Below are 13003 nucleotides of genomic sequence, written 5' to 3' on the forward strand. Positions count from 1 at the left end.
ATAAAGCTAAGCAAAGCTTAGTTTTATCCATATTATAGCATAATTTAGGCTTTTTATCATGCATTTCTTTTATAAAAACATGAATATAAAACCCATCTTTCCATAAATAAAATCAAGTTATAACTTGATTTTAATACAGTATACCATATACAGAATCTATGGTCAACAAACCTGGAGTTAACGCCATTGTGTTATCAATCGTATCAAGCCTTTTTAAGATTAGAAAAATGGGCCATGAATTTTTTAACTCCAACCCCCGGAAACTCTATAGAGACCTCATAATCGGCTCCGGCAGGGCGTATATCCTTTACAGTGCCTACCCCGTATTTCATCTGTTTCACTTTATCACCTATTTCAAAATCAAGAGTAATATTTTTAGGGGCAGGAATGGGGTTCTCTCTGTAATTTTTACCGCCGAAGCTGGATTTCATATTTTCTTTTGCGTTAATGGGAGCTGTTTTTCCAATGTTACCTGATGCTTCAAATTTAGATTTACTCTCCTGCATGTTTCTATCTATGATATTAATAGGGATTTCCTTTAAAAATCTTGAAGGCAGATTGCATACGATTTGTCCGTGCTGCATTCTTTGGGAGGCACTTGTTAAATAAAGACTGTTTTCAGCCCTTGTGATACCAACGTAGCAAAGCCTTCTTTCTTCCTCAAGGTCGCTTAAATCTCCTGAAAACATGGAACGGTAGCTGGGAAATATGTTTTCTTCAAACCCTGCAATAAAAACAATAGGAAATTCAAGGCCTTTAGAGGAATGCAATGTCATTAGGGAAACATTTTCAGAAGAATCATCGAAACCGTCTATATCGGCAACAAGAGAAACCTCTTCCAAGAAAGCTGAAAGGGTTTTGTCTTCGGAACTTTCTTCAAACTCTCCTGCTTTATTCATAAGCTCTTCAATGTTTTCTATTCTTGAACGGGCTTCGTCTGTCCCTTCTGTTTCAAGCTCTTTTATATATCCTGTTTTTTCCATAACATATTCTATGACCTCGGAAACCATATTCACATAGGCGAAGCTTTTAAGCTCTTCCATCAGGTTTATGAATTCCTCTATTCTTTTGGCCCTGGTTCCAAGCTCTAAAAGACATTCGGGGTTCTTCATCGCATCAAAAAAGGACATTTCATTTTGGATGGCATATTCAGATATTTTATTTGCAGTGGTGTCGCCTATACCTCTTTTGGGGGTATTTATGATTCTTTTAAAAGCCACATCGTCAAAGGGATTATATATCGCCTTTAAATAAGCAAGCACGTCCTTTACCTCTTTACGGTCATAGAACCTTACCCCTCCGTATATTTTATAGGGTATATTGCTTTTTACAAGCATGTCCTCCACAGATCTTGAAAGGGAGTTCTGCCTGTATAAAACGGCCATATCATTATAGCTTCCGCCGGTGTTTTTGTGCTCTTCTATTTTTTCGCATATAAACTGAGCTTCTTCCAAATCATTGGAAGCCTTATAGAAATTAATATTCCTGCCTTCTTCGTTTTCCGTCCAAAGCACTTTATTTTTACGGCTTATATTATTATTGATTACAGCATTGGCTGCCGTAAGTATATTTTGAGTAGAGCGGTAGTTCTGTTCAAGCTTTATAACCGTGGCGTTTTTAAAATCTTTCTCAAAATCGAGAATATTAGAAATATCCGCCCCTCTCCAGCCGTAAATACTCTGGTCGTCATCCCCTACAACGCAGAGATTATGACTTTTAGACGATAGAAGCTTTATAAGGCTGTATTGAGCAAAGTTCGTGTCCTGATACTCGTCAACCATTATGTATTGGAACCTGTTTTGATATTTTTCCAATATGTCCGGCCTAGCTGTAAATAATTTCACCGTAAGAAATATAATATCGTCAAAATCAAGGGCATTATTTGACTTGAGCCTTTTCTGATAGAGACTGTAAACCTTTGATATTTGGCTTAGCCTGTAATCTGACTGGGACTTTCTTTCAAATTCCTCCGCCGTAACAAGCTTATCCTTTTCTCCACCTATAACTGCCTGAACAGATTTAGGCGGAAACTGCTTTTCATTTATATTGGCTTCCTTAATGCAATCTTTAATCAGTTTTAAAGAGTCGTCAGCGTCATATATCGTAAAGCTGTTGTCATAATTTATATGATGGATTTCTCTTCTTAATATTCTAACGCAGGTTGAATGAAACGTGCTTACCCATACGGCGTCGTTTCCCACAAGGGCATTTACTCTTTCCTTCATCTCTTTTGCAGCCTTATTGGTAAACGTTATAGCGAGAATATTATAAGGGCTTATGCCCTTTTCTATCATATATGCTATTCTGTGAGTTAAAACCCTTGTTTTTCCGCTTCCTGCACCTGCAAGAATCAGTAGGGGTCCCTCCGTATGCATCGCAGCAGTCCTTTGTACCGGATTAAGCTTATCGAGTAAGTTCATATAAAAGCTCTCCTTCTTATATCTATATAAATAAAATATTACTTAAGCTATTCAATATATTAACACCTATGATTTTCGTTGTAAAGCCAAGTTATACTCGAATAAAAGTGAAATAGTAGGATTATAAATTTGCTTTTCCTTGACTTTATGCCTTCTTGGAGCCTGTTCCTTACTGCGGAAGAAAAGCAAATTTACTACATGTTATAAAGATATATCCTGCCTTTTAGCAATTCAATCCATTCCTCTCTATAATTACCTGTGTACAACCTCACTTGTCTATAATATAATAGAGCATGAAGAAATAATAAGGCTTATTCTTTTAACTGACTATCATATTTTTCTTCGGGGGGATTACATTGAAAAGATTTAATCAAGAAATGATACAAAAACTTGAAAAAAAGATTGATAAGGTTTATTGTAATGCCTGCGGGCGTGAAATAAAAATGAATAAATACGGCTATTTTGACGATTATTTAACCGTGGAAAAAAGATGGAGCTACGGCTCCAGGTTTGATAATCAGGTTCACTCTTTTGATTTATGCCAGGATTGCTATAACATTCTTATAGAAAGCCTTCAGGTAAAGCCTGATATTGAAAACGAAATTAAATAAACTGCTGATTTTATTGATAATTTATAAAAGACATATTTTCTTTTTTAAAGAAAATATGTCTTTTTGTTTTTATTTTTTATGAATCCTATGCGTCTTAAAAAGAATAAACAGATTTATCAAATCTCGCTGTATGAAACCTGCATCATCTTTTTCTTGAATACACAGTAAAATCCAATGAAAAATAAGGCTGTTACGAACCATGACACAGGATAGCTTCCAATAATAGTCATCATATTTCTGTTTTTTGGAACAACGATTAAAATCCATAATATACGGCACATACACGTACCAATGAGAGTCAGCAGCATGGGTTTAACAGTCTCCCCTGTCCCTCTGATGGCCCCTGAAAGCACATCACCAAATACATAAAGAAAATATAACGGAGAAAGGAAGCGCATCAGCTTTCCGGTAATAGGTATAATGTCATAGTCTGCGGGGTTTATAAATAATTTTCCGATAGGCTCTGAAAAGAAAAACAAATTAGCGCTTATTATAAATACGATAGCTAATGTCATAATAAGCCCTACCCGTACCCCCTTAAAAATACGGTCGTACTTGCCTGCTCCGAAATTCTGAGCTACGAAGGTAGATATTGCCGAGGCAAGGGAATCCACAATAATCCATATGAGAAAATCAAGCTTTCCGCAAAGGGCCCATGCAGCTATATTATCCGTTCCCATGCTGTTTATATTTGCCTGAATCATCATATTTGCTATGGGATATAAGGAAGCCTGAAGGCCTATGGGAATCCCCACTTTAAAAATAGCTTTGAGCATTTTAGGATAAAACTTTATTGATTTCATATGAAGCCTGCAATCCATATCGGTATTCATTAAAAATCGTATAATAAGAACAGCACTTACGGCTTGCGCAAGTATCGTAGACAATGCCGCCCCTGAAACGCCCCATCTGAAAACGCCTACAAAAAGCAAATCCGTCAATATATTAACCGTACTTGATATAAGAAGGTAATAAAAGGGCGTTTTTGAATCCCCCATGGCTCTTACAATTCCGGCCCCTATATTATATAGCATAGAAACCGCAAGACCGCCAAAATATATTCTGACATAATCCAATGTAATAGGATAAATATCCTCCGGAATTTCAAGCTTATAAAGAAAGTATGGGGCCAATACTATACCAAGTACAGATAAAAGAAGTCCTCCCGTAAAAGAAAAAGCAATTGCAGTATGTACGGCTTCCGAAAGCTCTTTTTTATTTTTTGCCCCAAAATGCTGGGATATTATAATCGTTGCCCCTGTGGATAAGCCCAAAAAGAAATTTACAGGAAGCTTTAAAAAATTATATACGGAATCAACAGCCGCAAGACCGTTTTTGCCTACAAACTGCCCTACTATAATTGCATCTACCGTAGTATATAGCTGCTGAAACAGGCTTGATAAAAGCAAAGGCAGGCAAAAAATCAAAAGTTTCCTCCAGATAACACCAGAAGTCAAATCTATGTTTTTTTCTCTCATATTCTCCTCCGTTATATTAATAATTATAGTAAATTTATCATGGAGAAGCAGCAAAAGCCTTTGTGAATATACGGCTTTGCTACTATTTAACTTTAAATTTACTATAAATCTAATATAACATGAAAATATATATTTGTTAAACGGATAATATAGATTAAAATCATCTGCTATTTCGATAGATATACTTTGTTTTAAAATAATTACAGTTTATTTGGATTGAATCGGCAATCCAAGGCAATATATTTTAAATTCGCAATGAACTTTTGTAGCATGGTATAGTAAGTTTAAAAGAAAGAGCAACAAAACCATATATTCGCGAGGATTCAAAATGTGTTTTAGAAGAAATATAAGAAAGCGCCTTTGTGAAACTGCCTTTATCTGATTTTATATATTGAAAGGCTTATATCTGTTACGGTATAAAGGCAATTTCACTATGTTTCCAAAGGAAATCCGTGCTTTTCTACGAAACGAACTTGGAAAAGAACACGGACGTAAGCCTGCAAATCTCTTTTAAGTGAGCGATTTCTTATCGTTATCAAACTTATTTTTGTTTGGTAACGGTGAATCTTTAATGAATCGGTTTTTGTTGCTTCTTTATAAGAAACTTACCATATTCCATTCTATAAATTCGTACCTTTTTGTATTCATAACAAAGGCTCTCTATTAAAGAGAGCCTTTCCATTCATATTAAAGAAGATTCACATTTATGGTTAAATGTATATCATCAAAAATGCCTGAAACGAGATTATTCATAGCTCTTACAGCTTGAAAATAATCATTTATTTCCTTTATGGAGGTTAGATTTATATATTCTTCTTCGATTTCGTCAAAAAGTTCTTTCGTATCTTCATTGTTGTTTCTTTTCAGCCTGAAGATATCGGTTTTCTTTTCAAATTCTATCGTTCTTGTTTTGTACTCAGTATTTTTATCAAGCCTTTCCTTTGTTTTTTTCAGGTTGATATATTCCTTCGTTTCTAAAAGCTCTTTTATAAGCATGCTTTTTGCTCCCACTAAGCTCATAGCCCACCTCTTTTATCACTTTATATATTATCTTATTCCGCTATACGTTCTTTGTGATAAAAGCAGTGAAAAATGTACCCTGTAAAAAGTCTTATTCAAAGGACTCGTATTTTCTTGAATAGCCTGCGGCAATGGTTCCCGGGCCTGCATGGACGGTTATGGTAGCGCCTATACTTGAAACAGGCAAATGGAAAGAATATCCCTTCTCTTCAAGAACAGCCTTCATATTTTCCGCTTCTTCAACGGCATCCGAACAGGCTACAGTGAAATTATATAAATGCTCTTTCCCTTTAACCCTCTGTTCAAATATCTCCATGATTTCATTTATTGCTTTTTTCCTGCCCATTACCTTATTGCTTGGCAGAAGTTCCCCGTTTTCAAGGAATATAATGGGCTTTATATTAAAAAGGCTTCCGGCAAAAGCCGCCACCTTGCCTATTCTTCCGCCCTTTTGCAGATACTCTAAGGTATCTACGCTGAATATTGCGGCGGTATCCTTTTTAATAGCATCGGAAATTTCTATAATTTTTTCTATAGGGTAGCCTTTTTCATTCATTTTAGCTATTTCAAGAAGTACGCAGCCTTGAAAAATGGTAGCGCTTTCAGAATCAATCACATAAATCTTTGAATCGGGAAATTCTTCTTTTAATATGCCTGCGGAAGTAATGGCGCATTGATAGGCACCGCTGAACTTAGAGGTAAGGCATACGCATATTACATCTACGCCCTTTTCAACATAAGGCCTGAATTTATCTATATAATCCTGAACCGGGGGAAGAGAGGTCTTTGGATATGCCTTTTCGTTTCGCATTTTCCTGTATAATTCCTCATAGCTTATATTAACTCCCTCTTTAAAATAATCCACTCCGTTAAAGGTTATGTAATAGGGTATTATATCTATATCATATTTTTCTAATAAATCCTTAGTCAAATCGCACGAGCTGTCACTTATTATTTTGTAATTTGACATACAAGCCTCCTTAATTTTTTAGTGATGCAGTCCTATACCTTTTCATAATAAAAGCCGCAGGAATCACTCCCTTCGGCTTTTAAGCCAACCGAGATTTTTCAGTTCTCTATGGTTAATATTCTAAACACCTTTTCGCCTACTGTCAATGCAAATTAAAGCCTCCTTGTATAAATATATAAGCTGCCGCCGAATTAAACTAAAACTTGATTGGCTATACACTAAGACGTATAGACTCCTACTTATTTTTATTAAAACTTGATTATTATGACTTGCTGTGTAAAAATAATAATAAAGCAATTGAATCTGTTTGGGTTTTACGCCCTCCAATAATACAAAGGAGTTTTAAATTTGGGTAAAATTTTAATTATTGCCGAAAAACCGTCGGTAGCCCAGGATATTGCAAAAGTACTTAATGCAAAAGTTAAAGGCGACGGCTTTTTTTCGTCAGATGAATATATTGTTACATGGGCTCTGGGCCATCTTGTAAGCCTTGCGGAGCCGGAAGACTATGATGAAAAATATAAAAAATGGAAAATTGCCGACCTTCCCATTATGCCTGAAAAAATAAAGCTTAAGTCTGCTCCTAAAACGCAAAAGCAGCTTAATATCCTTAAAAAGCTTATGAATTCCGAGGATACGGAATCTATCATCTGCGCAACAGACAGCGGACGGGAAGGTGAGCTTATTTTCAGATATATTTATGAGTTTACAAAATGCAGGAAGCCTTTTAAAAGGCTGTGGATTTCCAGTATGACGGATGCCGCCATAAAAAAAGGCTTTCAGGATATAAAGCCAGGCTCCGATTACGACAATCTTTATTATTCGGCTAAATGCCGCTCAGAAGCCGACTGGCTTGTAGGCATTAATGCCTCCAGAGCCTACAGCCTGAAATATAATTCTCTTCTCAGCATAGGCAGGGTGCAAACCCCTACCCTTGCAATCATCACATCGAGGCAGGAGGAAATAGACGCCTTTGTTCCTCAGGATTATTGGCAGATAAAAGCTCAGTTCGGAGAATATATAGGCCTTTGGTCAACAGAAGATTTAAAGGATAATAAACTGTTTGACCTTGAAAAGGCAAATGAAATCATAAGTAAGCTACAAAGTAAAACCGGCACTGTCAAAGATATCATTAAAGAAAAAAAATCCCAGCCTCCCGGGCTTCTCTATGATTTGACCTTGCTTCAAAGAGAGGCCAACAGGAAATTCGGATATTCTGCAAAGGATACCTTAAGTATCGCCCAGGACCTTTATGAAAAGAGAAAGCTTATCACATATCCAAGAACCGACAGTCAGTATCTTTCCGACGATATGGTCCCAAAGCTTAAAACAGTAATTGAAAAGCTTAATATGGAGCCTTATGGAGATTATGTTCATTACGTCCTTTCTCTTCCTAAGCTTCCGATTACCAAAAGAATCGTAGACAATAAGAAAATATCTGACCACCACGCCATTATTCCTACGGAAAAGCAGGCTAATTTAAAAGCGCTTTCTTCCGGTGAATACAATATCTATGATTTAATCGTAAGAAAATTTCTTGCGGCGTTTTACCCTAATTATATCTATAACGTAACAAAAATAATAACCCTTTCAGAGGAAGAGACATTTGTTACCCAAGGAAATACTGTAATCCAGCTGGGGTTTAGGGAGCTTTATAAAGACGATAAAAAGCCTGCCAAGGAAGAAGAAGAGGCCATACTGCCCGATGTTAAAATCGGTGAGGAATTTCCTGTGCTTCATACGGAGCTTATCTCTAAAAAAACAACGCCGCCGAAGCTTTATACAGAAGAAAGCCTTCTTGCCGCCATGGAAAACGCAGGCCGTTTTGTAGACGATGAAACCCTTAAGGAAAAACTTAAAGAATCGGGCATCGGTACGCCTGCCACAAGAGCCGCAATTATAGAAAGGCTGATTTCTGTAGGATATTTAACCCGTTCAGGCAAAAATTTGATCCCTACCGAAAAAGGAATGAATTTAATAAAAACCGTCCCCCATGAGCTGAAATCCCCCGAAACTACAGGCAAATGGGAAAAAGGCCTCACTTCCATAGCAAAGGGCAATATGGACAGCAGAAAATTCATGGACAGCATCGGCCGGTATGTAAAATACATAATTGACTGCTCTAAAAGCTCAAGTGCTGCGGTTCATTTTCCCAAAGACGAAAAAAAGACAAAGAAATATCCTTCCAAGAGCTTTGGAGACTGTCCTTTATGCAAGGAAGGAAAAGTCCTTGAAAACACAAAGGCATTTTATTGCAGCAGATGGAAGGAAGGCTGTAAATTTACTCTTTGGAAAAGCATTTTAGACCGATACGGTCTTAAGCTCGACGAAAAAATTATAACTGAAGCCCTGCACAAAAGAAAAATCGAAGGCATTAAAATAGTAATGCCTCAAACCGGCGAAGAATGCACAGCAGATTTGGTATTGGATATGGAAAAAAATCCTTATTTACAGATTGTAAATGTCAATAGGATAAATTCTGAAAAGCAAAAAACAAGGGACAGTTGATATAACACTGTCCCTTTATTTTTATTCAATATATTATTATTGATAATCGATAAAAATATATTGATTATTATGATACTCTCCTTTATAATATATCTAAAGGAGGCGAGGTAATGAATATCAATACAAAATCTTTTACAAAGGATACGTTTAAAATCAATCCGCAGCACTGTAATCTTCTGATTGCTTTTACGGTAATTATTATGGTTTTAATTTCTGTCAGCATCGCAAATGAAGTCATTTATATCCTCAATGCAGCAAGGGTATCACCGGAGCGTTTTTATACGGAAAATATATCGGGTTACGAAATAAGCATCACAGCTCCCATAGAAGGCGGAAAAAATATAAGCCGAATATTTCCTAACGATAAGATACTACAATATCATGAAATGAACAGCTCTCTTTTAAAAAGGTTAGGAATCGTTCATAGCATCGTTACTGTATTATTTTTTTACATTCCGGTAATCGGTATTGCAGCAAATATCATGTCTATTATTAAAAACATGAAAGAACAATATCCTCCGTTTTTGAAAGACAATGCTAAAAAGATAGCCCAAATAGGCGGAAATATAATTCTGCTTGGTTTTGCCAACACTCTTGCTCTTTTTGCTATTATTATATTCGCATATAATGATGTATGGATAGGCCTTAGGTTTCGTGATAAAGATGTTATTCTCATAGCCGTAGGGCTTCTCATGATTATTCTTTCAAGGATATTCAGCTACGGAAGCTATTTGCAGGAAGAATATGATGAAACTATATAATTTAAAGTAAATTAACTATACTTGAAATAAGAAAGCTGAAGGTGGTCCTTTGAGCATAATATTAAGATTAGACAGGGTTATGGCAGACAGAAAAATCTCATTGAACGAGCTTGCTGAAAGGGTAGGAATAACCAACGCAAACCTTTCCAATTTAAAAACAGGTAAAGTCAAGGCAATCCGTTTTTCAACCCTTGAGGCCATATGCAGAGAGCTTGACTGCCAGCCCGGTGATATATTGGAATATGAAAAAGACATTAAACAATAATCAAAATATATAAAAACACCCGATATGTATCGGGTATTTTTATATATTAATAATTAATTTTAAGCCTTTAAACCTGCTTAATTTTTCATAAGTACACCATTACCTTGAGCGAATGCCCATAATAACTTAAGTGAAGCAATTGAATTATTCTTCAAACTCCTCAGCTGCTGCAATTATTAATTCCTTCAGCTCTTCTTTGTCATATTTATCCGGCTTTATTTCAATTTGTAAATTTAAGAGCTCATCTTCCAAAGTATCGTAATCAGTTGAAAACGGAGTGGTCAAATCACCTTCAAATGTAATTTCTCCTTCAATCGTCCATACGTCCTCGCTTTTGTCAGCTGATAAAATAATAACTTCTTCAATCTGCACCATAATTAAAAACTCTCCTTGTTATTTGTTAGATATATTATATGTTGGTTGTGTTTATTTAGTATCCTTTTTCTTCTTTTTAACGGAGAATCCAAATCCTCCGATGCTTTTTCCTGTGCCATAATACTTGCCATGGCTGTAAATGAGCGGCTTGGCTTTGTCAAGGTGAAACTTGCCTGTATTATCCATAAGGCTCTCATCTGCCGAAACGCTTAAAACCTCGGATAAAAACATATGATGGCTTCCAAGGGGCAGAATATCCTTCACTATGCATTCTATGGAAATAGGACTTTCTTTAACGGAGGGAGCCGAAACCATAGTTGATTTTATAGGCGTAAGCCCCGTATGCTCAAACTTATCAATATCCCTTCCGCTTTTTACCCCGCAGAAATCTGTGGCTTTTGCAAGTTCTTCAGTCGTTACGTTAATAACAAAATTGCCGTATTTTTTTATGATATTATAAGAGTACCTTTCAGGCCTCAAAGAAATATATGCCATGGCCGGATTTGTACATAAGGTTCCCGTCCAAGCAACAGTAACCATATTAAAGTCGGCCTGCTTATGAAAATCTCCCATGCTTACCAATACGGCCGGCAGCGGATATATCATAGTGCCCGGTTTCCATATTTGTCTTGACATAATATCACCCCTTTTATACAAGCAGCTTATTTCTATAAAAATATGCCGGATAAATATATACGGATATTGCTTTACTATATTCATCCTGAATAATTAATATGCTGTAAGCAAAATACATTTTATAGTATGGTTTCAGTTTTGTAAAGCATATTTGAGTTTTTATTCATGAGTTTTTATTTTATTAAGCACGGTTACTGTTAAACTTGATATTTATCCTCAAATCTAGTAATATAATTGAAGTCAGTATACACCTATGGCAAAACAATGAATTAGCGTAACAAAAATCGTATATTTTGAATGGCTTAAAATAGCGATTCTATAGTTTAAGCCCTTTATGAAAAATAGGTTTTTGTTCCTACCTTAATCTTGTTTTGCTATAGTTTAAACGCATAAAAGCATTTGCCCCTGGTGCCAAAATAAAATTTTGGCAAGGCACTGTAAAAAGATTTATAAGGTATCCAAAGAAACTTTGTAAATCCCCCATTTTGCCGGAAATGAATTTCGTCAAAATGATTAATGTCTGGGTTTTTAAAATAGAACATTAGATAGATAATAGATTTTTATTATGAGGAATGAAAAAATATGATTCTTCCGCCAGATTATTTAAAGCATTTGGAGTCAATTTTAAAAGAAGAAATATCCAGCTATCAATTAAGCCTTAAGGATAAAAAAGCCCTTGGCTTAAGGGCAAATACTTTAAAAATAAGCCCTGAAAGACTTTCAGACATTTTGGAAGGCTTAGAGGAGCCTGTCAAATGGTGCAAGGAGGGCTTTTACTATGACGAAGAATTTAAGCCGGGAAAAAGCCCTTATTACCATGCAGGGCTTTTCTATATACAGGAGCCTAGCGCAATGCTTCCTGCTTCTGTAATCCCCATAGAAGAAAATGATAAAGTCCTTGATTTATGTGCTGCACCCGGAGGGAAAAGCACCTATATCGGCTCAAGATTAAAAGGAACAGGCCTTCTTGTTTCAAATGACATAAGCCCTTCAAGAGCAAAAATTCTTCTTAAAAATATAGAGCTTGCGGGAATAAAAAATGCCTGTGTATTAAGTGAAGCTCCTGAAAAACTTTCCTTAAAATTTCCTCAGTTTTTTGATAAGATATTAATTGACGCCCCCTGCTCCGGCGAAGGCATGTTCAGAAAAGACGAAAACGCCGTAAATAGCTATATAGAAAAAGGTCCTGAATATTATATTCCCATACAGAAAAATTTGCTCTTGGAAGCTTCTAAAATGCTTAGGCCCGGCGGAATCATTGCTTATTCTACCTGTACTTTTAATATTATGGAAAACGAACTTATTATAAAAGACTTTCTGGATAATAACCTTTCTTTTTCTATTATGCCCATAGACCATGAAGATTACGGCATTTCAAAAGGCATGGCTATTTTATCGGAAAATGCGCAAAGCCTTTCTGCCTGCGGAAGAATATGGCCCCAAAGGCAAAAGGGAGAGGGCCATTTTATAGCCCTTTTAAAGCATAACGGAGAAAAAATGCCTTACGAAGCCCCTCCTTTTAAAGAGAATAAAATCAAAAACATTGAATATTTCCATGATTTTTGTAGAAACAATTTAAACATTAAACTGGAAGGAAATATGGTACAGCATGAATCCTCTTTAATGATGCTCCCTTACGGCATCACAGATTTAAAGGGCATAAGAACCGTAAGAAGCGGCTTTTACCTTGGCGATTTAAAAGAAAAACGCTTTGAGCCAAGCCATGCCCTTGCCATGGCTTTAAATAAAAATAATGCTAAAAACATCGTAAGCTTTACTGAAACTGATGAAGCCCTTTACAGATATTTAAAAGGTGAAAGCCTTCATATGGATATAAAAGACGGCTATGTGCTTCTATGCTTAAATGAGTGGCCCATAGGCTGGGGAAAAGCCTCAAACGGGCAGATTAAAAATAAATATCCCAAAGGCCTTATGATGAATTGATTAGATTGAGATGAT

The 13003-nt window shown here is 36.0% G+C and carries 11 protein-coding genes; 5 read left to right on the plus strand and 6 right to left on the minus strand.

All coding sequences use genetic code 11. The features are described from left to right. Nucleotides 1-203: 203 nt before the first annotated feature. Nucleotides 204-2420, minus strand: coding sequence for a DNA helicase PcrA (pcrA, locus tag NBX03_RS10060; protein ID WP_250227646.1), 2217 nt, complete (start codon nt 2418-2420; stop codon nt 204-206). Between the two features lie 356 nt (nt 2421-2776). On the opposite strand from pcrA, the gene NBX03_RS10065 reads away from it, so the two are divergent. Beyond that, nucleotides 2777-3031: a hypothetical protein gene (locus NBX03_RS10065; protein ID WP_250227647.1), complete on the plus strand. Its 255-nt coding sequence runs from the start codon at nt 2777-2779 to the stop codon at nt 3029-3031. Nucleotides 3032-3147: 116 nt separating this feature from the next. Here the strand turns inward: NBX03_RS10065 and NBX03_RS10070 are convergent, their stop codons facing one another. The 3 genes from NBX03_RS10070 to NBX03_RS10080 all read right to left on the minus strand — a co-directional run bounded on the left by NBX03_RS10070 (nt 3148) and on the right by NBX03_RS10080 (nt 6499). Next, entirely contained in the window at nt 3148-4509 is a 1362-nt protein-coding gene (locus NBX03_RS10070) for an MATE family efflux transporter (RefSeq protein WP_250227648.1), read from the minus strand. Between the two features lie 687 nt (nt 4510-5196). Beyond that, complete coding sequence (locus tag NBX03_RS10075) at nt 5197-5529, minus strand: YlbF family regulator (protein WP_250227649.1); 333 nt, start codon at nt 5527-5529, stop codon at nt 5197-5199. Between the two features lie 91 nt (nt 5530-5620). After that, nucleotides 5621-6499: a DegV family protein gene (locus tag NBX03_RS10080; RefSeq protein ID WP_250227650.1), complete on the minus strand. Its 879-nt coding sequence runs from the start codon at nt 6497-6499 to the stop codon at nt 5621-5623. Nucleotides 6500-6847: 348 nt separating this feature from the next. Between NBX03_RS10080 and NBX03_RS10085 the strand changes: the two genes are divergently transcribed. The 3 genes from NBX03_RS10085 to NBX03_RS10095 all read left to right on the plus strand — a co-directional run bounded on the left by NBX03_RS10085 (nt 6848) and on the right by NBX03_RS10095 (nt 10033). Beyond that, a complete protein-coding gene (locus NBX03_RS10085; protein ID WP_250227651.1) occupies nt 6848-9007 on the plus strand; it encodes a DNA topoisomerase III in 2160 nt (719 codons plus the stop codon). Between the two features lie 110 nt (nt 9008-9117). After that, nucleotides 9118-9768: a DUF2975 domain-containing protein gene (locus tag NBX03_RS10090; protein ID WP_250227652.1), complete on the plus strand. Its 651-nt coding sequence runs from the start codon at nt 9118-9120 to the stop codon at nt 9766-9768. Nucleotides 9769-9817: 49 nt separating this feature from the next. Next, complete coding sequence (locus NBX03_RS10095) at nt 9818-10033, plus strand: helix-turn-helix domain-containing protein (protein ID WP_250227653.1); 216 nt, start codon at nt 9818-9820, stop codon at nt 10031-10033. A gap of 144 nt (nt 10034-10177) precedes the next feature. Here the strand turns inward: NBX03_RS10095 and NBX03_RS10100 are convergent, their stop codons facing one another. Together NBX03_RS10100 and NBX03_RS10105 are read right to left on the minus strand one after the other, a co-directional pair. Then, a complete protein-coding gene (locus NBX03_RS10100; RefSeq protein WP_250227654.1) occupies nt 10178-10408 on the minus strand; it encodes a hypothetical protein in 231 nt (76 codons plus the stop codon). A gap of 51 nt (nt 10409-10459) precedes the next feature. Next, nucleotides 10460-11044, minus strand: a complete 585-nt coding sequence (locus tag NBX03_RS10105; RefSeq protein WP_250227655.1) for a flavin reductase family protein — start codon at nt 11042-11044, stop codon at nt 10460-10462. 582 nt (nt 11045-11626) lie between these two features. On the opposite strand from NBX03_RS10105, the gene NBX03_RS10110 reads away from it, so the two are divergent. Next, nucleotides 11627-12988, plus strand: coding sequence for an RsmF rRNA methyltransferase first C-terminal domain-containing protein (locus NBX03_RS10110; protein WP_250227656.1), 1362 nt, complete (start codon nt 11627-11629; stop codon nt 12986-12988). The last annotated feature ends 15 nt before the right edge of the window (nt 12989-13003 follow it).

The sequence above is a fragment of the Anaeropeptidivorans aminofermentans genome (assembly GCF_940670685.1).
In the GTDB taxonomy this organism is placed as follows: domain Bacteria; phylum Bacillota; class Clostridia; order Lachnospirales; family UBA5962; genus Anaeropeptidivorans; species Anaeropeptidivorans aminofermentans.

Excerpts from the sequence above, each read along its gene's own strand:
- pcrA (WP_250227646.1), bottom strand. The coding sequence starts at position 2,420 with ATGAACTTACTCGATAAGCTTAATCCGGTACAAAGGACTGCTGCGATG.
- NBX03_RS10070 (WP_250227648.1), bottom strand. The coding sequence starts at position 4,509 with ATGAGAGAAAAAAACATAGATTTGACTTCTGGTGTTATCTGGAGGAAA.
- NBX03_RS10075 (WP_250227649.1), bottom strand. The coding sequence starts at position 5,529 with ATGAGCTTAGTGGGAGCAAAAAGCATGCTTATAAAAGAGCTTTTAGAA.
- NBX03_RS10080 (WP_250227650.1), bottom strand. The coding sequence starts at position 6,499 with ATGTCAAATTACAAAATAATAAGTGACAGCTCGTGCGATTTGACTAAG.
- NBX03_RS10090 (WP_250227652.1), top strand. The coding sequence starts at position 9,118 with ATGAATATCAATACAAAATCTTTTACAAAGGATACGTTTAAAATCAAT.
- NBX03_RS10100 (WP_250227654.1), bottom strand. The coding sequence starts at position 10,408 with ATGGTGCAGATTGAAGAAGTTATTATTTTATCAGCTGACAAAAGCGAG.
- NBX03_RS10105 (WP_250227655.1), bottom strand. The coding sequence starts at position 11,044 with ATGTCAAGACAAATATGGAAACCGGGCACTATGATATATCCGCTGCCG.
- NBX03_RS10110 (WP_250227656.1), top strand. The coding sequence starts at position 11,627 with ATGATTCTTCCGCCAGATTATTTAAAGCATTTGGAGTCAATTTTAAAA.